Genomic DNA, 24,498 nt, shown 5'->3' with positions numbered 1-24,498 from the left:
GCACCACCCCCAACCACGATTCGTCACTGAACATCTCCCCCTTCCTCTCAGGACCATGATGAATCTATATTGTCGTCCTACAAGCCCGCACCTGCGATAAACATAGAAATAACGATGATGAGTATCAGGAACCCTATGCCAAACCCCGTGACCACCGGTACAGTATCCCACGGGAACTCCTCCCCAATTCAGAGACTGGTTTTGAAGCAGTCATCCAGGTCGGTAAAAAAGAACACAAGAATTATTATCGCAATAATCCAGGCCCAACAATGGCCTTTGTTGGTACCGGTGAAATTTTGACAGCCGCAGCCAAAGGTCATGGCCATCCCTCCTCGTATAATAAGTTTTGTAGGCAATAATCCGCCATTGTTTACAAAGCTTATTTTATTTTTTACTACCCGGATTTGAATCCCCTGATGCTAAAATATTCGTAAGAGAATTTAGCAAAGGTAACGTCTGATCTCTCCTGCAAAACCTTTTGGTTATTGCTTATAAAGCGTGACGCCTGCCTTATTCATCCAATACCGCTAACACAGATGTTGCGTCTCTGGGCGAAAGCTTTCCAGCAAGCTGCTTTCACAGATGAATGCTGATTATGCGAGGGTGCGGTCAGTGAGTAAGATCAGGGTATTCCTTTCTATCTTCCCTATTTTTTGCCAAAAAGGAGGTGAAGTTTTATGAAGAAGGCGGATCTTCTTTCTACTTTATTTGTGGGGATTGACGTAAGTTCCCGAGAAAATGTCGTCTGTGCTATTGATTACGAAGCACAGAAACTTCTGCGGTTTTCTGTACCGAACAATCACCCGGGAGCCATTGAAATGGCCGAAAAACTTCATGCCTTCCTTTACGGAAACCGTGACATCAACAAGCTGATGCTTGCTTTGGAGTCCACGTCTTTCTACGGAATTCATATCGCCAATTATTTGTCTTCCTGTGAGCTGTTAATGCCATTTCATACTCACGTTTATTGTTTGAACCCCAAGATGATTGCCAATTACAAAAAATCGTACATCGACTTAGGGAAAAACGATGCTGTTGACGCTTTTGTAATCGCTGATTTTGCCAGAGTCGGCCGAATTACTACTGCGCCTTGGCGCGGCAGCCAGTTTCTTGCTCTGCAACGCCTGACCCGCCATCGTTTACATATCGCCGCTTCGCTTACTCGCGAGAAAACCTATATGCTCTCGAATATATTTCTTAAATTCAGTGAACTTTCTATGCTCGACGAAGATCAGCAGCCGTTTTCCGACCATTACGGTGCTACGGCCTCTTCGGTTTTAACCGACTTCCTCTCTACCGAGGACATGGCCAATATGCCGCTGCAAGCACTGATTGATCATATTGGCCAAAAAGGTAAAAACCGGTTTGTAAATCCTGGCCATACAGCCTCTTTACTTCAGCAGGCAGCTCGCAATTCTTACCGATTGGATAAATGCCTATATGAACCTTTAACCCTCTCTATCGCCTCATCTTTCAACCTTATTTCCGCTTATGAGTCCGAAATAAAGGCCATTAATAAGGCAATTGAAAAAAACCTCAAGGGGCTTGACCCAAATGCTTATCACTCTCTGTTGTCCATTCCTGGCATCGGCCCGGTTTACGCTGCCGGCATCATTGCGGAGATTGGCTCCATCGACGCCTTTAACTCTCACAGTGCTCTTGCTAAATATGCCGGTCTTGTTTGGCGTGAAAATCAATCCGGCAATTTTAGGGCTGACGACACCGTTCTTTCAAAAGCTGGCAATTCCTACTTAAGATACTATCTAATTGAAGCTGCCAGTCATGTTAAGAACCATATACCGGAATACGCAGCTTTTTACCACAAGAAATACGATGAAGTTAAAACTCATCAGCATAAACGCGCACTCGCACTTACTGCTCGTAAATTTATCCGGCTGATTTTTGGATTGCTGGCCAACCATCAGCTTTACTCTAAAAGTAGAGTAAGCCAAATTTAATGACTTCCATTTTTTAACTTTTTTCTCCTTCTTGAGGAAAGAGCTTATTAGATTTACCCTTTTTTGGCGCATTGCTTACGATATTTATTTTTTATGAGCTTGACATATTACCAGATTGCTTTCGTAAATCGCCGGCCCCCACCAAACAATTAAATCCTTTTTTCTTAATAGCTGCGTAAACATCGTTTCGCGCCAGTCTACCACCGAGCTTGTACCGCCGAAAAAGGAGTCCGGCTCAACCAGCAAAATAAAATAATAATCGCCCCAAGAAACACCCCAAGGAAAAGATCAAGTCATTATCACGAAGAAGCCACGGCCATATTCCTTCCTTCTTCGCTGCGCCACGCGCCGTCCGGCGAAACGCTTGCCAGCTAGGCATTTTTTTCAAAAGATCGAGGATGATCCGGCAAAATCCGCGATGTTTTTTCGCGGTTACTGCGACAGGCCTTGAGGAATGACTGCACCGACAGGTGCGGACGCGGATACAGATCGCCGAGGGTTAACGGCTTAACCGGCGGTCTGGCTTTCGGAGAGGTCGATGGCTTCGATTCTGATGCCGTAGTGGTCGTTGTGGCCGTTCTGCGGTCGGCGATGACGCTGACAGCGTCGCCGTCGTTTCGGTAGTTGTCGAGGTGGGTTTCGTCTCGGCTCGGTACCAGGACTCTGGCTCGATGGCCAGTAAGAGAATGACAATAACGCCGAGAATCCAGCCGAAGCAGCGGACTATATCGGTATTGCTGAAACCGCGGAAACTGGCGCGATCTAAAAAATCCAAACGCATAAGTAATCCTCCTTAACGTCTGTCTATAATAGCAAGGCTAGTTTACCGCCTCCGGCACTTCGGGCATTGCCGCAAGCTGCCTCTGTAGATCGTCGATCTGCGCCTGCATGCTCTGCGTCGACGCTGCCGCCTGCGCTGCGGTTTCAGCATTGGTAATCAGCGTACGCTGGGCGGCGATGATGAGAATGACATAGCCGGCAGCAAGGAGAACGTTGCCGAACACATTCTGTTCGTCGACGGTCAGCGGCAAGCCGAAGGCAAGACCGACAATAACGGCTGTGACGGTGACTTCCATGGGGGTTAGGTTAAAAATCGAAGCCACATTTAAACAACTCCTTATTGGCTTTTTGTTGATTATTCGGCAAAGTCGTTCTGCGGGCTACCAGTCGCCGTGCACCGTTTCAGGACGGCCGACCTCTTGGCCACCTGACATTGCAGCTTGTTGATCTGCCTTTGGAGGTTCGCGGCGGAATCTTTGGCGGGGGCTGGAGCCGCCGCCAAGGTGTTTTTTATCAATATGCGTTGGGCGGCGATAATAAAAACCATCTCGGCGGCAAGATCGAGAACATTGCCGAAGACAGCGTCTTCATCGGTTGACAAAGGAAGCGCAAAAGAGATGCCAACAATGGCGGCGATTGCTACGATCTCCATGGGGGTCAAATTAAAAATCGATACCAAGCTAAACCCCTCCCTTTGGGTTCCAATAGGGTCCCATACTGTATTACCAAAACCGGGCTGCCATTGATGTAATGATGTAACATAATTTTTCATCGCTAGTTTATTGTCAGCTTATTCCTTTTGAAGTTTGCTTGTGAGGGAATAGCATCCTTATATGCAATTTTTATATTTTCTTTATATTTTATATAGATATTATGTTGTATTTTTTATAGCTAAATAAAACGGTGTGTCTCAAAAAAAAACAACCCCCGCCCGGAGCTACGCGATGGTTGTTTTAAAGGCTGTAATTACATTTTTTGTGCTATCGCAGAATACACAGCCAGTTCATGCTTATGCAGAACAATGAGGTCATGCTCGACTGAGATTTCGAGGCCGTCTTTTCCAAGCTCAATGCCAACTATGATCTGAACAGCGAGTCAGGTGACTGTTCTTCGACTCACTGGTATTTTCCTATAAATGTGCCAAAGAAGAACGAAATCGCTTAGCGCGATGGCTAAAGAAAAAATATTATAAAACCGGAAAAGACCAAAATAGGTCCGTTGTTTATTACTACAACGGACCTTAGCTAAATAGAAAAACCCATGAACCAAGTATCTTCGTTCATTGCTGAGGATATTAGCATTAATAAAAGGTGCTGTCATATGGACAGTTCTTATGGCATAATCTAATGTTCACTCCAGGTCATGAGAATTGTCCCATTGGCGCTCATGTTCATTTTAATTCAGATGATTAATTGATATGTAGGGGCTGTCGCACTAAGACAGCCCCGCTAAGGCGCACATTTCTACAATTACTGCCGTTCAACTTTATTTACCCATTCTGCAAATGCCAGCATAAACTTATACAAAAACTCCTTGGTTTCTGCATTCACAAATTCACCGGCGGCGTCAAACAGATTTGCGACATTGCCAATGTAGGCTTCAGGCTGCTGCATGGCAGGAACATTCAAAAATACCAGTGACTGCCGCAAATGATGATTTGCGCCAAAGGCGCTTAACCCGCCGGGCGATACGCTTACAATTGCAGCTGGCTTGCCATTCCAGATACTTTGACCGTAAGGTCTTGACCCCACATCCAGAGCATTCTTTAAAACGGCCGGAACAGAACGGTTGTACTCCGGCGTTACAAAAAGCACACCGGTATACTGCTTCATGGTTTCGCGAAAAGCTGTCCATTCCGCAAGTGGAATACTCTCATCATCGAAATCCTGATTGTACATTGCCAGTTGCCCGATATCCACCTCTTCCAGCACCAGACCGGCCGGCGCCAAGGACATCAAGGCTTTGGCAATTTTTCGGTTAAAAGAATCCTTTCTGAGACTCCCTACAATAACGGCGATTTTTACGTCTGCCATGCGATTCACTCCTTTTCTCCTCACCATACAAATTTATATTGTCTAAGGGACAGTTCCTGTAACATAATCTAATGTTATATACTTCATGGCAACAGAACTGTCCCCTATGGCACTCTAAGGCTTAACTTATAATACTGGGTTCAGCTGTGAACGAGTAAATGGTGGCGGTGGCGTCTTGCAGATATAACACCATTTCTTAGTTTGCCGACTTGGCTTCTTGGCTTGTTCAGGTGCTTTTTCGCCTCGGACTCGCTCAACAAGACCCTTTTTTTCAAGTCTCTCAATGATATTAGTCAACGTAATCGTCCATCAACAGCCTCCTTGCTTACACTTATTACGTCAACTGAATAATACAATATTCTATAGTTATAATCGTACGCGAAACTTATTCCGTTAAGGGTTACCATATAAATCGTCCTATACTTCGTAATGATTTCACTGGCCTCCTCCATTAGGATCTGGACTTTATGCCCGTTATTTTAGTCTCAAGTTTTATTTGTTTTCATTAAATTATAATAATACTTTATTACGTCTTTTCGAGTTATAATCCCCATAAATTTTCCCCGGTCATCAATTACCGGAACGAAATTTTGATCCATAACACGAAGAAGTAACTCATTCATGATTGTATCAATTTTCACCGCAAGATTCCAGCCTTTTCGGAGTATATCTAAAATGGAATATTCCTCCTGTAATTTCATAGTGTACACATCACTGTCCAGCAAATGCCATAAAAAATCTCCTTCACTGACCGTTCCGATATAAGTTCCATCCTTTGTAATGACCGGTATGGCCGTATATCCATGATACCTCATTTTTTCAAGTCCCTGCCTCAGGGAACAGTGATCGTACAGAAATGCAACCGTTGCTTTCGGGGTTAATAAAAGGATAATATTTTCTTCTTTCCTTCCTGTATCCATTAATTTCCTTTCTGTATCCATCAATTCTCTGCCATTTGCTCTGTTGTATCTTTGCATATTATAAATCGCCTCAAATTCTCAACCTGTAAACTTCTTTGATATTGGTTAACACCGATTTCGATTTATATGCTTGGTACACGTGGTTAATGTTATCATAGCACCCTTTTCCAATCCTTGGTTTTGTGTCTTTTATGTGGACACCCTTTTTATTCATTTTAGCCGAAAAATCCATGGGAAAAGCCATAATCCGAATACAAACCCAAAACAAAACATGCCAACCGCTAATAAGAGAATCTCATTACTAGCCATATACTTTCGCCTCTCCCTAGATCAATTCTACGATTTATCCACTCTTAGCCCGGCTGTAACCGTAATTGATATCCGAATCCCGGCACGGTATTAATATAACGATCAAGGACATTACCATTTAATTTGCAGCGTATTTGGGCAATGTACTGTCGGATGTACTTTTCACCCGCCAGGGTAAACGGTCTGCCGACTGCCTGTAACAAATACTGGCAGCTCAGAACCCGGCCTTGTTGTCCGGCTAAAATGCCGAGTATCCTATACTCCATAGGCGACAAATACAAACTGGTACCATCCACGACGACCCGCTGCTTAAGCAAGTCAATAACTAAATCACCACAGACAACAACAGACTTACCCCCTGCAAATATGTGATGCCGCAATGCCAAACGCACCTTAAGCAAAAATTCATCAGGATTCAACGGTTTTGCCAAATAATCATCGGCCCCGCCATTAAGCGCCATAATCTTATCCGTCTCCTGATTACGCGCCGTAACTACAATAATGGGAGTGTCTGAGCTTTGCCGTATTTGTCGGATTACTTCGTGTCCTTCCATATCCGGCAAGTCCAGATCAACTGTCACCACGTCCGGTAACGTTTTCTCGAACTGAGCAATCCCTGCCTTTCCGTTGAAGGCAGCTTGAAATTTGTAGTGGCTGTCACGGAGAGATTTTCGCAACAAACGAATCATCGCTAGGTCCCCGTCAATTGCTAAAATTCGTATCCGATTACTTGCCATGTTTTCACCTGCTCTATCGTAGTACTACCAGTCCAGTGCACCCACACTGGTACTGGAGGATAACACCTTGCCCACGGGCTCAGTGTTGTCCTCCAGCCAATGACATTTATCTAATTCCAAGACTTCCACTTCTGCAAGTGGGAGTTCCACTTTGCTGCTTCGGTGGGGGTTAGAGTCCCCCACCGAAGTCCTGATGTTCAGCCTTAGCTGGACGAGTTCACTTCAACGCATCAAGTGCCAGATTCAGTTCCAGCACGTTGACGCGGGGCTCGCCAAAAATGCCCCATTGCCTTCCTTCCACATGCCGTTCCACCAGTTGCCGCATCGAATCAACCGTTAGCCCGCGCTCCCCGGCAACCCGTTCAACCTGGGCATAAGCGGCATCAGGCGTAATGTGGGGATCAAGACCGCTGCCTGATGCCAGCACTAAGTCGGAAGGCACCCCAGCCCCTTCAGGCAGCCCATTTTCTTCCCGTACTTTTTCCACATTGTCTTTCACCGTGTCCACCAGCTTCTGATTGGTTGGCCCCAGGTTAGAACCGGAGGAGCTAGCCCCATCATAACCATCCTTGCCAGCCGCCGACGGCCGGCTATGGAAATAGCCGGGACTGGTAAAATTTTGGCCAATCAATCGGGAACCTACCGGCACTCCGTCCCGGATAATGACCGATCCGTTAGCTTGATCGGGAAATACTGCCTGCGCCACGCCGGTCATCGCCAACGGATAAATAAAACCGGTTATAACGGTCAGCACAACAAGCATTACTGCCGCACTTACAAATTGTCGGAACATACTTTTTCAACACCCTTTCGTTCTATTCTGTGACATTCATCTCTCACTGCTGCCATCACTAGACCAAGCCAAGCGCTACAATGATCCAATCAATCAGTTTGATGCCAACAAACGGGGCCACAATTCCTCCCACCCCATAAATCAAGATGTTACGTCTGAGCAGTACCTCGGCTCCTACCGGCCGGTACTGTACCCCGCGCAAGGCCAGCGGTATCAAGGCGATGATAATCAGGGCGTTAAAAATCACTGCGCTTAAAATCGCACTCTCCGGAGTGGCCAGAGCCATGACATTGAAGACGTTCAGCACCGGAAAAGCACCGGCAAACATGGCGGGAATGATGGCAAAATATTTGGCGACGTCATTGGCCACGCTGAAGGTGGTTAGGGAGCCGCGGGTAATTAGAAGCTGCTTGCCGATTTCCACCACTTCAATCAGCTTGGTGGGATTGCTGTCCAGGTCGACCATATTGCCGGCCTCCTTGGCAGCCTGCGTGCCGCTGTTCATGGCCACGCCCACATCGGCCTGGGCCAGTGCCGGCGCGTCATTGGTGCCGTCGCCGGTCATGGCAACCAGCATGCCCTTTTCTTGATACTGGCGAATCAACCGCAATTTATCTTCAGGCGTTGCTTCGGCCAGAAAATCGTCCACGCCGGCCTCGGCAGCAATGGCGGCGGCAGTCAAAGGATTATCACCGGTAATCATGATGGTTTTGATGCCCATCTGCCTAAGATCCCGGAACCGTTCCTTAATGCCGCCTTTCACGATATCTTTCAGATGAATGGCGCCAAGCACGCGCGCTCCCTCTGCCACGACAAGGGGCGTTCCGCCGCTCTTGGCAATCGTCTCACAAGCTTTGTCAACGGCATCAGGGAAGGACCCGCCCCGCCCTTGGGTATATTTTTTAATGGCATCCACCGCACCTTTACGAATCTCCTGGCCTTTTACATTTACGCCGCTCATGCGGGTCTGAGCCGTAAACGGGACAAACTCGGCTTCCATGGCGGTTAAATTTCGTTCCCGCAGGTTGTATTTTTCCTTGGCCAATACAACGATGCTCCGCCCCTCCGGTGTCTCATCGGCCAGCGAGGCAAGCTGTGCCGCATCGGCCAGTTGCTCCGGACTAATGCCGGGAGCCGGGATAAACTCGGTGGCCATCCGGTTGCCCAGTGTAATGGTGCCGGTTTTATCCAGAAGCAGCGCATCCACATCACCGGCAGCCTCCACCGCCCGGCCGGACATGGCCAGCACGTTCCGCTTAAGCAGCCGGTCCATACCGGCAATGCCGATGGCGGAAAGCAGTCCGCCAATAGTCGTGGGGATCAGACAGACCAGCAGGGCGATCAAAACCGCGACCGATATGTTAATCCCCGAATAAATCCCCAAGGGGGCCAGTGTGGTCACGGCGAACAAAAAGATAATGGTTAAGCCAATCAGCAGAATGGTCAGGGCAATTTCATTAGGCGTTTTTTGCCGTTTTGCCCCTTCTACCAGGGAAATCATCCGGTCGAGAAAAGTTTCGCCGGGATTGGCCGTAATCTGGATTTTAATCCAGTCGGACAATACCCGGGTGCCGCCGGTGACCGAAGATTTATCGCCGCCCGCTTCGCGGATGACCGGCGCCGATTCTCCCGTCACGGCGCTTTCGTCAACCGATGCCATGCCTTCGAGAATTTCGCCGTCGCCGGGAATAAAATCCCCGGCTTCCACCAGCACCACATCACCCTTGCGCAGTTCGACAGCATCCACCAGGGTCGTCCCGCTGCCGGTGACTTTCTTGGCTTTGGTCTGGCTGCGGGTACTGCGCAAGGCATTGGCCTGCGCCTTACCCCGTCCTTCAGCGACCGCTTCGGCGAAATTGGCGAACAAGACGGTAAACCATAGCCATAGCGTGATCTGCAGGGTAAAGAAGGTCGACTGACCGCCTCCCAGCACAAAATCGCGTACAGTAAACCAGGTTGTGATAATCGCCCCGATATATACGATCAGCATGACCGGATTGCGCAATTGCGTGCGCGGGTCTAATTTCCGGAAAGCGTCGCGCACGGCGGTTCCCAGGATCTCTTTATTAAAACTGCTGCGAGTATTCATTCCCATTCGCTCCTTTTAAAACGTAGTCCCCTGCAGCATCAGCAGGTACTCAACAATAGGCCCTAAAGTCAGTATCGGCAAACAGGTTAACGCACCGACGATGAGGATGATGGCAGACAAGAGCACCACAAACAGCCAGCCGGTTGTGGGGAAAGTGCCGGGTCCGGGAGGGGAAATCTTCTTTTCCGCCATACCGCCGGCAATAGCCAGAACAGGCAGAATGACAGCAAAACGGCCAATCAACATCCCCATTGCCAGCATTAAATTATAAAAGAAGGTATTCGCACTCAAGCCGCCAAACGCGCTGCCGTTATTGCCTACGGCAGAAGCAAACGCATACATGATCTCACTCAGGCCATGCGGTCCGGGATTGAGAATAGAAGATGTCCCTGCTTCTGTGACTGCGGCAATGGCACTGCTGGTCAGCATCGTAACCGAAGGAAGCAGCACCGCGAGCGTAGCCATTTTGATCTCCCGGGCTTCAATTTTTTTCCCCAGATATTCCGGTGTTCTACCCACCATCAAGCCAACGATAAACATGCTCAGGATGATAAACAGCATGATGCCGTAAAACCCGGCGCCAACACCGCCGAAAATGACTTCTCCCAGTTTTATCTGCAACAAGGGGAAGAATCCGCCCAGCGGTGTGAAACTGTCATGCATGGCATTAACCGCACCGCAGGAAGCCGCCGTCGTCACGGTGGCAAACAAGGTTGAACCGCCAATACCAAACCGGACTTCCTTGCCTTCCATCGCCGTGGGAGCATCCACGCCCAAACCGGCCAGGTTTGGGTTGCCATACAGTTCACTGAAATAGGTACCGGCCAACATCAGGCAAAACAACAACACCATGGTCGCCAACACGGCATATCCCTGCCGCCGGCCATGGGCCATCCGGCCGAACGTTAGCACCAGTGCGGCGGGAATGAGAAAAATACTTACCATTTGCAAAAAGTTGGTTAACGGCGTGGGGTTCTCAAAGGGATGGGCGGAATTGGCGTTAAAGAAGCCGCCGCCATTGGTTCCCAGCATTTTAATGGCTTCCTGGGAAGCCGCCGGTCCCATTGCCAGCGTTTGTTCCGCCCCATCCAGCGTTTGCAGCGTCAGATAAGACGACAAATTTTGTATAGCCCCTTGTTGAACCAAAATCAAGGTAAATACAATGGATAAAGGTAACAAAACGCGGAATATGCTGCGCACCAGATCGACCCAGAAATTGCCGATGGTCGAAACCGTCTTTCTTGTCAGGCCCCGGATTAAGGCCATCGCCACTGCCACACCCACGGCTGCCGAAACGAAATTCTGCACGGTCAGGGCCGTCATTTGGGTGAAATAGCTCATGGTTGATTCGCCGCCGTAGGACTGCCAGTTGGTATTGGTCATAAAGCTGACCGCCGTATTGAAGGCCAAGTGCCAGGGCGTTACGCCGCTAAGGTCAGCGGGATTCCAAAATAGCGATCCCTGCAGGACTTCAATCAGGAAAACTAAAATCGCGCCCAACAGGTTAAATATCAGAAGCGCTCCGGCATACTGCCGCCAATTCATTTCCTGTTCCGGATTGATCCCCGCCAGTCGATAGAGCAGCCGCTCCAACGGCTGAAACACGGGATCAAGGAATGTCTTTTCCATCGTAAACACTTTGGCCATGTACTTGCCCAACGGCCAGGCCAGGAGCAATACCACGGCGATGAACAATCCAAACAATACAATATCTGTCATCATGTTAAAATTCCTCCGGTTTCCACAAAGCGTAAAGTAAGTATACCAGTAACAATATGGCAATAATTCCTGCCAACCATAAGTCAGCCATAGTTTCCCTCCTATTTCCTTTGAACTTCAGCTTTATTGTACCCCTGGCTGGGGTAAAGATGTTGTTAAAAGATCGGCTTACGGCATAAAAAAAAAGTAAAAAATAAAAAACAGACTGCTTATGGTAAAGCAATCTGTTTTTTTATATTGGCATTCAAGATTGTCTAACGTCCCATCAGCCGATAGCCAATGCCCGATTCGGTGACAATATAGCGGGGTTGCGTCGGGTCCTGCTCAATTTTGCGTCGCAACTGGCCAATGTAGATGCGAATGTAGTGGGTATCCTCCCCGTAGGAATTGCCCCACCCCGCCTTTAACAATTGCTTATGCGTCAACACCCGCCCGGCATGCTGGATCATAAATTTGATCAATTCATACTCTGTCGGCGTCAGTTTAATTTCCCGATCATCCACAGTGACCCGCCGCTGCAGCAGGTCGACAGCCAAACCACCGCAGTGCAATATCGGTTCGTTGTCGCTGGCAGCTATCCGCCGCAGGCAGACCCGCATTCGGGCCATGAGCTCGCCTATGCCAAATGGCTTGGTGATATAGTCATCCGCGCCAGCGTCCAACGCGGCAATTTTTTCCTGTTCCTGATCACGAGCTGTCAAAATAATAATGGGCATTGCCGACCAGTCGCGGATTTGCCGGATGACTTCTTTGCCGTCCATATCCGGCAGCCCCAGATCCACAATAGCCAGATCAGGTTTAAAAACCGCCGCCTGTTGAATTCCTCCCAGCCCATTTGCCGCCTCGCTTAATTGATAACCATACGCCTGTAAGGAAACATTCAGCAATTTCCGTATTTGCGGCTCGTCATCAATCACTAAAATTCTGAGGCCTTTTTCCGTCATTCCACTCACCCTCCTTTACCACAGTCCTACTGCCGTTATCGGGTACAGGTATAGAAAAGGCAACGCTTGCTCCTCCACCCGGATTATTCTTAGCCCAAATCCGTCCCCGGTGGGCTTCCGTAATGCTCTTGCAAATGGATAAACCCAGCCCTGTACCGGCAACCTGTACTGCCTGCTGCGGCGTACGGTAAAATTTTTCAAAGATTCTTGACAGATCCTGCATGGGAACGCCGCAACCGCTATCCTTCACCGACACAATAATTTCCGGCCCGTTTTGCTCGGCGGCAATGGTGATTTCCGTGCCGGGAGGCGAATACTTGATGGCATTATCCAGCAAATTGACTAAAACATGCTCCAATAAGACGCAATCGGCCCGCAGCAGCGGCAATTCAGGGGCCAGACGAGTCCGCAGGACATGATTTTTCGTTGCCTCACCCATACGGCGAATCGCCGTGCCCACAATATCCTCCACATCACACCAGTCAATTTTTAGCTGAAGCATCCCGCTTTCAAGCCGGGCGGTGTCCAGCAGGTTGCTCACCACCCGTTCCATCCGGTTGGCGCTGTCTTTGACTGTCTCCAACAATTCTCGCCGGATTTCGGCGCTGTATTGCGCCCCCGTGTCCAGCAGGGTGGCAACGGCCGCGCTAATTGCCGCCAAAGGCGTCCTGAGTTCGTGAGACACCGAATTAAACAGCGCCGTGCGCAACCGATCGGACTCTTTTAATAGCGCTGCCTGACGGGCGGCTTCGGTCAGCTTCCCCCGTTCCACGGCAATGGCCGCCAAGCCGGCCCAGGCATAAATGAGCTGCCGTTCTTCCTGCGTCATTTTCTGCTGACCCAGTTGGATGCCAAACACCCCCACCGTCCGGCAGTCGACGGTCAGCGGCACGAATAAAAAGTCGGCGCCGGGCAACGTCTCGGTTGACCGCCCTGCTACCTGGCCATTGGCCCACACCCAATTCGCCACTGCATGTTCTGCGGCTGGCAATTCCGACTGGTCTCCCCGGCCATCCGGTGCACTGGCATCATACCGTGCTTCTACTTTTAGACTTCCCTGTGCCTCCGGCAAGAGCAGTACGGTATTACGGCCAATCGCTACGCCGGTGTGTCTAACAAACGTCCGGGCAATCTGGGTTACGTCAATGATCGCAGCAATCTGGCGGCTAAAATCATATAAGGTACGCACACTGGTTTCCCGCTGCCGGGTCAGCCGCACTTCCTTCTTCAACACTTCCGTCCGGCCGCCGATCACAAAGGAAATGACCAGGAAAATGATAAAGCTCCATAAATAACGAATATCAGTCATCGTAAATGTCAACAACGGCGGGACAAATAAAAAATCGAATGTTAAAACACTGGCCACTGCTGTAACATAGGAGGGCCAGCGACCCCACCGGACAGCGCTGAACAAAACCGGCAGTAAGTACAGCAGGGCAATATTCACCTGTGCCAGTTGCTCCCGCCCCAGCCAGCCTACCGCCGTTACCGACGCCGCCATTAACAGGCCCCCGGCAATAGGCAGCCAGGGTATCGCCGGCACGTCAGGCCGGGCCGTGCTGATGGCGGAATGAGCTTCAGCCTCGGCCTTGCTTTGAATGACATAGACGTTGATACCCTCACTCTGCCGGATCAGCTTATTCACCAGCGACCCCTGCCAAAATTCCCGCCAGCGGCTGTGGCGCGGTTTGCCGATCACGACAGCTGTTACATTTTCGTTGCGGGCGACCGTTATCATTTCCTCTACAATGTCGTTGCCGACCGCCGTGACAATTTTACCACCCAGTTCCTCCGCCAGACGCAAATTACGCCAAACCCGGTCCCGCTCTTTCTCTCCCATGGGAAAACTGCGTGACGGGGTGTCTATATAAACAGCCAGAAAATCAGCCCGTAGTCCTCTTGCCAGCCGATGGGCTGCCCGGATAAGCTGAGCCGAAAATGGACTGGCGCTGACGCAGACCATCACCCGGCCGGCTGCCGGCCAGGGGCCGTCAATGTGATGCTGTCGCATATATTCCGCCATATCCTGATCGACCCGTCCGGCGGTAAACCGCAGGGCCAGTTCCCGCAGGGCATTGATATTGCCCGGACGAAAAAAGCTTTTTAACGCCTGCTGGGCCTGACCGGAAATATAAACCTTCCCATCCTTTAAACGTTTAATCAAGTCTTCCGGCGGTATATCAAGCAACTGGATGTTGTCGGCCTGCTCAACAAACGAATCAGGCACCGTTTCCCGGACAATGACGCCGGTAATCTGGGCAACCACATCGTTTAGACTTTCTATATGCTGAATGTTCAGCGTTGTGTAAACATCGATCCCGGCATTTAATAATTCCTCTACATCCTGAAAGCGCCGGACATGACGGGAGCCTGTCACATTGGTATGTGCCAGTTCATCCACCAAAACCAGTTCCGGCTTTTGGTCCAGGATGGCGTCGATATCCATTTCCATTAAATTCTTGCCACGGTATTTTAGAATTTTAGGAGCAATTCGGGGTAAGCCTGTCACCAATTTCCCAGTCTCTGCCCGTCCATGTGTTTCCACCCAGCCAATTGCTACCCCCACTCCTTCTGCCAGGCGGTCATGCGCGGCCTCCAGCATGGTGTATGTTTTTCCAACCCCGGCGGCCGCCCCTAAAAAAATTGTCAACTTACCACGATGCTCTTTATGAATTTGCTGTAGTAGCTCTTCAGGATCAGGCCGACGTTCCTCCTCTTTTTTCATGTGCCATATCAACTCCTATTAGCACTCTTATAATATCCCCTATTGAAGCAATATTTCAATCTTATTTTGCCGTCAACAAAGCATAGAACGGCACTTATTTATTATTGTACCTCTAATCATTGTAAAAACGATATTAAGAAACAGCATCCTGATATAAAAAAAAAGTAAAATCTAGTAGCTCTAGTTGTCCAGGGGACAGTTCTTGTGACATAATCCAACGTTATACTTTATGTCACAAGAACTGTCCCCCTGGCACTATACAGATGGTTTAGAAATTGATATAGTTCAGTTTTTTATGCCACTTGAAAACAAAGAATAGAGCGATATCTCAATAAAACCACATGAGATATCGCTCTTATTTTTATAAATATGCAAAGATCAATAGAGCAGTCTTCTTGTCATAGGGACAGTTCTTATGACATAATCCAATATTATACTTCGTGTCATTAGAACTGTCCCCTTGGCAATTTGTTGGCATCCTAGCTTCCCCTTCTATTCCGCTGGAAGAGTCCGCATGGCGAGTATTGTCTCGCTGATAAGTTCGTCAAGCTCCCACCCAAGCATCTGTGCGCCCTGGCGAATCGCGTCGCGAGAGCATCCGGCAGCAAAGTTATTAGCTTTGAATTTCTTCTTCACGCTCGACAATTCAAGATCAGACACGCTCTTGCTCGGACGCAAAAGCGATACCGCCCAGATCAGACCGGTAAGCTCGTCGACCGCATACAATATTTTTTCCATCACGTTTTCAGGCTTATACGGCGTTCCGGTCAGACCATAGCCATGACTGAGCGTCGAATGTATCACCCTCTCGTCAATATCTTCATTGCGCATGATTTCTTCGCCTTTCACACAGTGCTCCTGTGGATACAGTTCGTAATCAATATCATGAAGCATACCGACGACGCGCCAGAACTCCTCATTTTCCGGATCATGTTTGGCGGCAAACCATCCCATTACTCCTGCAACCGTCTCGCCGTGCTGGATATGAAATTTCTCCCGGTTGTACTTAGCAAGCAGAGCTCGTGCCTCCACCAGGTTGGGTATGTAGCTCATTTAATTGCCTCCTTTTTCAGTTCAATGTATTAGATTCGTTAAAAAGTCGCTTTGTATCAAAAACATATATACTATGGTAGCTCCGAAAATACTAATAAGAGAATTTCGTCGCCAAAGATGAAGCTTCAATTATTGGTTCAAATATCAAATTATTATTACGCTCTTTGTTCCACTCTTCCGCCAATATAGCATACTGAAATCCGTCAAGCCAAATTGGGTTTCCATCATCTGTTTTTCTGAAAAAAACTTCCTTTCGGAAATGACCCTCTCGTCGCATTGACAGCCGTTCCAATAACCTCCAGGAGGCTGTGTTTTCCGGATTGCATAATGCAATAACTCTATGTGCATCTAATTGTTCAAAGGCATACTGCAACATTTTTCGGCATGCCTCGGTAGCATAACCTTGTCCATAATAAGCCGGATTAAAGATATAGCCTAGCATCCATGTCAAATAATCATATGGTTCTCTCTGCGCAAAATATAAATGTCCAATCATTTTACCGGTTTCTTTAAGACACACGGCCCAAAAGATGTTACCCTGCGCGCGTTCGGCAGCTATCTTCTTACACTCTTCCTCGTTACTTTCAGTTCTTGGTTCATACCTGAGTACTTCTTTTTGTGAGAGATATTCAAATAAATCATACCAATCATCAGCTTTAAAATTACGAATAACAAGTCGTTCCGTCTCCACTGACACCATATTATCAATACCTTTCCAATTCCTTTAACGTTAATAAACAATTGTGATCATTTTATCCCGTGTTGTCTGGGGTATGTTGTCTGGGGGACAGTTCTCGTGACATAATTATGTCACGAGAACTGTCCCCATGGCATTTGAGAACAAAAAGAAGCAGAAAGACGTTCTTTTTGCTTCCCTCCATTGCTGGCAAACGGCTCTCACCATTTGGCAGCAATGAAATATATCTTATATTTGGTTTCTACTTCTGTACAATGGGCAACTCCATATTGTGGCAGAAAGTAGCTGCATCCCAATGCTATAAAATAATTTATGTAGATATATAAAATATAAACATTGCCAATAATGGAAATACTTTTAGCTCATTTCATTTCTGCTACCTTAGTTACATCTGCCGCTGATGCTGACATTTGTTCTAAAGTAGCCGATATCTCCTGGGTAGCGGCCGCCTGCTGCTGACCTACATCAACAGCGGACAATATCGTCTTGACTACCGCATGTGTTTGTTTCTGAATATTTTGAAGAATATTTCTGATATTTTTTACTGACTCATCGCTATCAACGGCCATCTTGCGGATTTCTTCAGCGACAACGGCAAATCCCCGCCCTTGTTCGCCGGCCCGGGCAGCCTCAATTGCTGCATTTAGCCCTAATAAATTGGAATTACTGGCCACATTGCTGACAAACTGCAATATATCATCTGTCTTATCAATTTCATGCAAGACCTGTTCCATGCCATTTTTTACATCGGTTAAATCTTCAGCCAAGTGACAGGCCGTCTCAGCCAATGCCTGGGAAGTAGTGCTGATTTGCTGCGTAGTTGCGGCAATGGTTTTCGCCGCATTATGTAACAGCTCTTGTGTTTTTAAGCTAGAGGCGGTACCAATCACTCCCGACAATTGTCCATCCTCCTCTATAATAGGACAAAGTACCGACTTTAATCGTAAACCGTATATACGTTCAGGAATTATGCTATGAACAACCCTCTTTTGAGCAATACATTCGCGGATTGCTTTTCCTTGGGCAATAGCACCCACCTGGACATCGGTTACAAAGGATTTCGCCGGTACAAAGTGGATGATTTTGGCCTCGGCATCACAGACGATAATGTTGCAATCAAGCGCGCTTGCATCCCGGCAAGTTTCGGCAGCACTAATGATCTCCTGTAACTTTTTCATATTTTTTCGCCCCCATGTATAATGTTATTTATAACGACATAGTTTAGCGGAAACAACTATACTCTTTTCATAATTCTCACAATATTGATAAACTCCTGCTGGTTACCACTTTTGTTTTCCGCTCTGAGGCAAGGAAAACATTCTTTAGAGCACCTGAATGTGAAGCAAGAGGAATGTTCGAAGCAAAATTGAGTAGAAACGTACCAATAATTTAGGAAAATTGTCCCATTTTTGTCTTATTACTTGCAAAAAAAATATTTTTATCAATTTTTTTGAAGGAAAAACAAGATATCTGACGAATAATTTCCAATAAAAACCTGTAATACTAACTTTTTTCCTTTTTTAGGAATAAATATAAAAACTAGCTTGCAGCACAGCTTATGGCAGTAACAGTATTTTTATTTTGCTTATTGGCTTTCATTGCCTATCGCCCGCAAAAGCGGGTCTTATAAACAATTGGGAAACGATTTATCGGGAGGAATAATTTATGGCGACTTCGGATGGATCAATATATCATTTAGGAATTAACCTTGGGCATGATCGTTCAGCAGCAATTGTAAAAAATGGAAATATCGAAACAGCAATCCAGCAAGAACGATTGGATCGGACAAAAAATAGTATAGGTTTTTTGCACCAATCATTGGGAGATTGTAGAAATATTCAGATTCCTCATGAAGCGATTCAATATTGTCTGCGAAAATGCGATATTGGAATGAATGAGGTTTCCACTATTACCGCCAATATGCCGGGAATAGACTATTCGATAGATATATTGCAAAGAGCCTTTCCCAAAGAAGTATCGGCTAAAATCTATGGGATTCCAAGTCATCATTTGTCTCATGCTTATACAGCGTATTGGCCATCCGGTTTTGACGAAGCAATTGTCCTTGTTGCCGATGCTTCAGGTACTACAGACAGAGAGAGGCTTACAGAATCATACAGCTTGTATATTGCCAAGGGAACTGAGATAAAATTGTTACATAGTGAAAAAGTCAAAGCATATTTGGCGCCGCTTTCCACCCTTGGGTTTGTCTATGAATTTATTACAAAATTAGCTGGTTTTTCAACCGCCATTGGAAAAAACCTGGCAATACCGGAAGCCGGAAAGCTCATGGGACTGGCCCCTTATGGAACTTATTGCGATAAATGGCATGAGTGGTTACAGGCCAAACCGGACAGTTACAGTATAGATATTTCCGCCTATGACTTGTTTCTGGAAGTAGAAGCACTGAAAAAGTTATATGACGATGGAAAAGGGAAAGCCTACCTTAGACCTTATATTGTAGATTTGGCATATAAAATTCAATCAGAATTGGAAGAGGCACTGTTACACATTGTTGAACTTGCAATTAAGCAAACGAATTGCCGAAAACTTTGCTGCGCGGGCGGAGTAGCTTTAAATTCAGTTGCCAACTATACGCTTTTAACAGAACTGAATTTGGAAGATATCTTTGTTTTCCCGGCAGCCGGGGATGCAGGCATTGCTGTAGGCAATGCCTTTTGGGCCTATCATAACATTGAGAAGGGTAACGTTCGCTGCAAACTGGAGAAAGCAACCCTTGGCAGAGATTATACGGAAACTGAAATAGAAGCTGCTATTCATAAGTTCGCAAATGAAATCACTGTGGAAAAGCTTTCTTATCCCGAAATGGTTTCAACTTGTGCGGTTCAGATGTCAAAAGGGAATATCATTGCCAGGTTTGAAGGCGGTTCGGAATTTGGCCCCAGAGCTTTAGGGCATAGATCAATTATTGCCGATCCAACTTTTAAAAAAATGAAAGACATATTGAATTATAGAGTAAAATTCAGAGAAGCGTTTAGGCCCTTTGCCCCGGTAATACCTTGGGAAGAGATATCTACAATATTTGAACAGGCTGTAGCATCTCCCTTTATGCTGTTAGTTTCCAATATCAAAAAAGAATACCATGATCAAATTCCTTCTGTTACTCACCATGATGGTACGGGTAGAGTTCAGACAGTTACGAAAGAAAACACCTTCTTTTATGATTTGTGCCATAAAATGGTTAAAGAAAGAGGCGGTTGTCCGGTTATTTTAAATACGAGCTTCAATATAGCCGGACAACCAATTATTGAAACGCCGGAAGAGGCCATAAGCACATTCCTTTCAACCGATATAGATTTTCTTAGCCTTGAAGGCTATTGGATAAGAAAGAAAAATTCACTTGTATTAAGCTATGAAGAGCATCTGGCACAATTGCAGGAATCGGATTATCCTCATGGTTTAACGGAAGAAAGAATAGATGTTACTCATTTGATGAACCAGCTGGATGAAGCTATTTTCTTTGGCAAAACGGAAAATTTAATGTGGACAAGAAATGAATTGGAAAGAATTTCTTCCCAAGGAGCAATTTATAAAGAAACATCTGTTTTTTTCGCTAAAAGTCCCCTTGGCAAGCATTTTTCAGCCCAATTAGAAAAAGATCTGCTACTTTTGCTGGATCCGCTGGGAATGTCGGAAATAAAGGATTTATCCGGGTTAATTCCTGCAAAATTTTTTACTTATGAAGAAGTGCGGCTGCTAATGCTCTGCTATAAAGGGACAGACGATGAGCTTGAGGAATTAAGGCTGGAGTTAAATTTATCGGAAAAAGTATTCCGGGAAAAATTGGAATGGGCAGCAAAACAGCTTAAGAGATACAATTTAACCGATAAAACATTTAGAAGAAAAAGCGACAGTATCAATGTCCCTACGGATATTACACTGGGACAGTTTGGCAATGAGGCTTTCAGCTTATATAATACCCTTAAGCAGTTTAGTGACAGCCTTACAATACATGGCTATTCAGAAAGCAATATCTGTAAATTGCTTGCGATTGAAACCCTGCAAAGTATCGAGCCAACTTATATTCATTACTACAGCAATCATAAACTTGGTGCAGGAAAGCTGGAAGACCTGATAAGATTATTTTTGTTGCGCCATTCTCTAAGCAAAGAAAGAATGATAGATATACTTGGGGATTATTGTTTCCAGACCCTATGCACCATAGGAATTATTATTCCAAGGGAAGAATTATTTGCTTCCAGAGTCGATATATACTGTATTCATGAGTTTTTTATAGCTACCGACCATCGCTATATGATCTATGAAGAAGAAGACCATATTGAGGAAAGTCCGGTTATGTATATTGGAATGGACAGTTTAGGTTTAGTACATACTGTACCGAAGTATCTGTCCGAAAATATACTTGATTTATGTACAGGTTCCGGCATCCAGGCAATTACAGCCAGCTGCTATGGAAAGAAAGTCATTGGGATCGACATCAATCCGCGGGCTATACGTTTTGCGAGATTTAATGCGCAGCTAAACGGAGTATCCAATGTAAGGTTTGTTGAGGGTAATCTTTACACCCCTATTGGCAATGAAAAATTTGATACTATTTTAGCAAATCCGCCTTTTGTTCCAAGTCCGAACAGTAATTTGAACTTTAGAGACGGCGGCAATAACGGCGAAAAAATATTAGAAGCCATTATCACAAATGCTGATTTACACCTTAACAATACAGGAAGTCTTTTTATTGTTTCCGATTTAGTGAATGTTCACCAATATGAAGAAAAATTGAACAAGTGGTGGGGAACGGCAAAGGCGGATAAGTTAATACTGACTACTGCCGACAGAAATGATATTTTGTTTTCCGTACCACATTGCCACTATCCTTTTAAGCAGACATTTGAGCAATACAATGATGAATTGGATATGTGGATACAAAATTTTAACTCTTCCGGTATATCGTCGGTAAACTTTGGCTACATTCTAATAAAAAAAGAGGGAAACAGTTTTTATTCAAAATCCATTTATAACCCTACGCAAGCAATTAATAAAAAGGTAAAAGAATATTTTGAACAAATTGACAGGCTGAATTCAGTGGAATGGGATAAATTATACCTACAGCTATCGGATGACATAAATATAAAAATTGATTATTCTTTTAATAGTAATAATAAAAAGTTTTTTTTGTATTCGAAAAATCAATTTTACAGTGAATATTTAATAGATGAAGATGTATATAAAGTTTTGGAAATGATAGTGGAAGAAGAACCGGTATTAGCAGCGCTTGCTTACAAAGATTGTGTTATTGATCTGATTTACAAAGGTATAATTAAAGTCAAGTTGCAAAAGCGGCAGCAAAAATATATTGATTTTTATAAATCCAAAGAAATCGCTGCTACTTTAAGTAATTGTGCGAATCCGGAAAAAGATGAAAGTATACAGATTATCGAATTTCAAACAAAAACAACACCAACATGTCTTACCTCTTATATAAAACAGTGAACTCGTTTCAGCATCGCTGAAACATCGGGGATTCAGGTGGAGAGTCTACTCCACCTGAATTAACGCCGCCTGTAGGGGCGGGAGTCTTGACTCATTATCAAGATAAAAAATTATTAGGTAATTAGGTAATTAGGTAATTATTAAAAATGCATTTGTGGGAAGAGAAAAACTTTCCCTCAAATGCATTTTCTGCTATTATGAATAAGCTACACATTAATATCATGATGTTGCTGTTATATTTTTGAATAAGTATCAAAGTAAAATTTTGTCGAATTTATTAATAATTTACATTTTTAACAAAAAAATACTACCGCTGGAGGAATTTCCTTATTGAATGTATAATTTTAAGCTATCATGATATTTTTGGAGGTTTTTATGCCATTACAGGAACTTATCAAAAGTTTAGCTGCGACTGACCAACAATTGGAAAAGGTATTAGCTAACAGACTAAAATTTCAGCCGCAATTTAAATTTAAGTTTGACTTTGTCAGTATTATGAATAAAGACCTCAAATATTTTTATATAAGTGAAATGGGCGCAAGATATTTTGGTTTAAAACCGGCTGATATGATAGGTAGAGATTGGAAAAAATTTATTAACTTGCCCTCTGAAGCATTTGAGCGGCTGGATGAAAAAATAATACAGGTATTTAATACTGGAACTGCTGACTATGAAAATTGCATAGACATTCTTAATATACAAGGGCAATATGACTATTTTGAATGTTTGATAAGTCCGATCGTCACATCTAGCGGCGAAATTGAAGCAGTTATGTGTAATGTTACGGATATTACAGAAAGAAAATTATCAGAACTAACCCTTTCTAATCAAGTCGCAAAATTCAGCCAGTTACTCGATTTATGTCCGATGGCTATCTATATTGTTGATAACCACGGAAAAATAGTTTCGGTAAATAAGGCATTTACAGAAGATATTTCGTCTAACCGGGTTGACCTTATTGGTAAACAATATAAACTCATCAATGAATATTTAGGGATTGACCACGAAAAATCTGCGATTACTAAAGCGTTGAACGGGATTGAAACCAGTCAAGAATTTTTAACTGCATCAGAAAAAAAATACCTAATGAGCGTGTTACCCGTAAGGGAGCAAGCAACAGGCGCTATTGTTGGGGCTATTGGAATAAATAGCAATATAACTGAGCATGAAAAATTTAGAGAAGAAAACCAGAAAAAACAGCACGAACTCTTAAACCAATATTTAACTGAAAATAAAAAGCTAAACCAGTTGATTGAATTATGCCCTTTGGGAATTGTTCTATATGATAACAAAGGTAACGTTATCGCAGTAAATAAAGCCTATTGGGAACGAATATCAAATTTTAAAGAAGAAGAATTCCTAGGCAGGTCAGGACAATATCTTTTAGAAACACTAGGATTTAATTGGGAAAACTCACCCTGTCAGCAAGCGCTAAACGGAGTAGAATCATTAGATTGTTATTTAAAAAACGCATATGGAAATTGTTATTTAATTAACGCAATTCCACTTCGTAATTACAAAAATACGATTATTGGCGCTATGACAATAATCCATGATATCACCGAATATGAAAAACTTAAGGAAGACATGGTAAAACTTGACCGTCTAAATTTAGTAGCCGAAATGGCGGCTGGGGTAGCGCATGAGATTAGAAACCCTATGACGGTAATAAAAGGTTATTTGCAATTCCTGAATAAAAAAGTTCCAGACGATATGGTAGAACAGTTCTGTATTGTTTTAGGCGAATTAGAACGAATTGAGCAGATTATTACTAACTTCCTTTCTTTGGCGAGAAATAAGCTGGTAGAGTATAAAGAACAAGACTTAAATGCCATAATCAAAGGAATTATTCCCCTTATATCCACTGACGCAATGGAGCAAGGTATTGAATTGAAAATAAATCTAGCCGAAGAGTTGCCTCACCTCTTATTGAATGAAAAAGAAATTAAACAGTTGCTATTAAATCTTACAAGAAACGGAATTGAAGCTATGAGTCAACACGGAACGCTAACTATTGAAACTATTGTTGAAGGCAATACGGTTTCCTTATGTGTTGATGACTGCGGTTGCGGAATTTGTAAGGAAAATCGGGAAAAAATATTTGACCCGTTCTTCACTACCAAGGAAAACGGCACTGGGCTAGGGCTTTCTGTTTGTGCCGGGATTGTGCGGCGCCACAACGGAATTATAGAGGTAGAATCCAAGAAAGATAAGGGAACCCGCTTTATAATTACTTTTAATGCTAAAACGGAATGAGATTTAACCTCATACA

Annotated in this window: 19 protein-coding genes; 3 read left to right on the top strand and 16 right to left on the bottom strand. The window is 45.0% G+C overall.

The genetic code is table 11. From position 1 onward, the window contains the following. Positions 1-188: 188 nt before the first annotated feature. Positions 189-320, bottom strand: coding sequence for a hypothetical protein (locus MAMMFC1_RS22640; RefSeq protein ID WP_269471871.1), 132 nt, complete (start codon positions 318-320; stop codon positions 189-191). A 357-nt stretch (positions 321-677) separates the two neighbouring features. On the opposite strand from MAMMFC1_RS22640, the gene MAMMFC1_RS07730 reads away from it, so the two are divergent. Next, entirely contained in the window at positions 678-1,958 is a 1,281-nt protein-coding gene (locus MAMMFC1_RS07730; protein ID WP_126307899.1) for an IS110 family RNA-guided transposase, read from the top strand. Positions 1,959-2,776: 818 nt separating this feature from the next. Here the strand turns inward: MAMMFC1_RS07730 and MAMMFC1_RS07725 are convergent. The 15 genes from MAMMFC1_RS07725 to MAMMFC1_RS07660 all read right to left on the bottom strand — a co-directional run bounded on the left by MAMMFC1_RS07725 (position 2,777) and on the right by MAMMFC1_RS07660 (position 17,935). Continuing rightward, positions 2,777-3,061, bottom strand: coding sequence for a hypothetical protein (locus tag MAMMFC1_RS07725; protein WP_126307896.1), 285 nt, complete (start codon positions 3,059-3,061; stop codon positions 2,777-2,779). Positions 3,062-3,093: 32 nt separating this feature from the next. After that, on the bottom strand, positions 3,094-3,417 hold the full coding sequence (locus tag MAMMFC1_RS07720; RefSeq protein WP_126307893.1) for a hypothetical protein: 324 nt from the start codon (positions 3,415-3,417) through the stop codon (positions 3,094-3,096). 790 nt (positions 3,418-4,207) lie between these two features. After that, positions 4,208-4,771: an NADPH-dependent FMN reductase gene (locus MAMMFC1_RS07715; protein WP_126307890.1), complete on the bottom strand. Its 564-nt coding sequence runs from the start codon at positions 4,769-4,771 to the stop codon at positions 4,208-4,210. A 485-nt stretch (positions 4,772-5,256) separates the two neighbouring features. Continuing rightward, on the bottom strand, positions 5,257-5,748 hold the full coding sequence (locus MAMMFC1_RS07710; RefSeq protein ID WP_197723944.1) for a CBS domain-containing protein: 492 nt from the start codon (positions 5,746-5,748) through the stop codon (positions 5,257-5,259). 296 nt (positions 5,749-6,044) lie between these two features. Then, the gene (locus MAMMFC1_RS07705; RefSeq protein ID WP_126307886.1) at positions 6,045-6,737 is read right to left on the bottom strand and encodes a response regulator transcription factor; all 693 of its coding nucleotides are present in this window, start codon (positions 6,735-6,737) and stop codon (positions 6,045-6,047) included. 24 nt (positions 6,738-6,761) lie between these two features. Then, positions 6,762-6,887 carry a hypothetical protein gene (locus MAMMFC1_RS22635; protein ID WP_269471870.1) on the bottom strand — a complete coding sequence of 42 codons (126 nt, stop codon included), beginning with the start codon at positions 6,885-6,887 and terminating at the stop codon, positions 6,762-6,764. Between the two features lie 67 nt (positions 6,888-6,954). Next, a complete protein-coding gene (kdpC, locus tag MAMMFC1_RS07700) occupies positions 6,955-7,530 on the bottom strand; it encodes a potassium-transporting ATPase subunit KdpC (protein ID WP_126307883.1) in 576 nt (191 codons plus the stop codon). A 58-nt stretch (positions 7,531-7,588) separates the two neighbouring features. Next, complete coding sequence (gene kdpB / locus MAMMFC1_RS07695) at positions 7,589-9,619, bottom strand: potassium-transporting ATPase subunit KdpB (RefSeq protein ID WP_126307880.1); 2,031 nt, start codon at positions 9,617-9,619, stop codon at positions 7,589-7,591. Between the two features lie 15 nt (positions 9,620-9,634). Beyond that, a complete protein-coding gene (kdpA, locus tag MAMMFC1_RS07690) occupies positions 9,635-11,341 on the bottom strand; it encodes a potassium-transporting ATPase subunit KdpA (protein ID WP_174234368.1) in 1,707 nt (568 codons plus the stop codon). Between the two features lies 1 nt (position 11,342). Continuing rightward, the gene (gene kdpF, locus MAMMFC1_RS22885) at positions 11,343-11,429 is read right to left on the bottom strand and encodes a K(+)-transporting ATPase subunit F (RefSeq protein ID WP_126310509.1); all 87 of its coding nucleotides are present in this window, start codon (positions 11,427-11,429) and stop codon (positions 11,343-11,345) included. Positions 11,430-11,592: 163 nt separating this feature from the next. Further along, positions 11,593-12,282 (bottom strand): response regulator, encoded by a 690-nt coding sequence (locus MAMMFC1_RS07680; protein ID WP_126307877.1) that lies wholly within the window; start codon positions 12,280-12,282, stop codon positions 11,593-11,595. Next, the gene (locus MAMMFC1_RS07675) at positions 12,248-15,007 is read right to left on the bottom strand and encodes a sensor histidine kinase (RefSeq protein WP_126307874.1); all 2,760 of its coding nucleotides are present in this window, start codon (positions 15,005-15,007) and stop codon (positions 12,248-12,250) included. The genes MAMMFC1_RS07680 and MAMMFC1_RS07675 overlap by 35 nt, the downstream gene beginning before the upstream one ends. A 492-nt stretch (positions 15,008-15,499) precedes the next feature. Continuing rightward, positions 15,500-16,060, bottom strand: coding sequence for an HD domain-containing protein (locus tag MAMMFC1_RS07670; RefSeq protein ID WP_126307871.1), 561 nt, complete (start codon positions 16,058-16,060; stop codon positions 15,500-15,502). A 91-nt stretch (positions 16,061-16,151) separates the two neighbouring features. Next, positions 16,152-16,751, bottom strand: coding sequence for a GNAT family N-acetyltransferase (locus tag MAMMFC1_RS07665; RefSeq protein ID WP_197723943.1), 600 nt, complete (start codon positions 16,749-16,751; stop codon positions 16,152-16,154). Positions 16,752-17,119: 368 nt separating this feature from the next. After that, positions 17,120-17,935, bottom strand: a complete 816-nt coding sequence (locus MAMMFC1_RS07660; protein WP_126307868.1) for a methyl-accepting chemotaxis protein — start codon at positions 17,933-17,935, stop codon at positions 17,120-17,122. Positions 17,936-18,422: 487 nt separating this feature from the next. Between MAMMFC1_RS07660 and MAMMFC1_RS07655 the strand changes: the two genes are divergently transcribed. Both MAMMFC1_RS07655 and MAMMFC1_RS07650 read left to right on the top strand, forming a co-directional pair. Continuing rightward, positions 18,423-22,226: a carbamoyltransferase C-terminal domain-containing protein gene (locus tag MAMMFC1_RS07655; RefSeq protein WP_126307866.1), complete on the top strand. Its 3,804-nt coding sequence runs from the start codon at positions 18,423-18,425 to the stop codon at positions 22,224-22,226. Positions 22,227-22,601: 375 nt separating this feature from the next. Further along, the gene (locus tag MAMMFC1_RS07650) at positions 22,602-24,482 is read left to right on the top strand and encodes a PAS domain-containing protein (RefSeq protein WP_126307863.1); all 1,881 of its coding nucleotides are present in this window, start codon (positions 22,602-22,604) and stop codon (positions 24,480-24,482) included. The last annotated feature ends 16 nt before the right edge of the window (positions 24,483-24,498 follow it).

Origin of the sequence: Methylomusa anaerophila, from assembly GCF_003966895.1 — a bacterium.
GTDB lineage: Bacteria > Bacillota > Negativicutes > Sporomusales > Sporomusaceae > Methylomusa > Methylomusa anaerophila.
The sequence above is the reverse complement of the archived record's forward strand: the minus strand, read 5'-3'. Positions and strand labels throughout refer to the sequence as shown.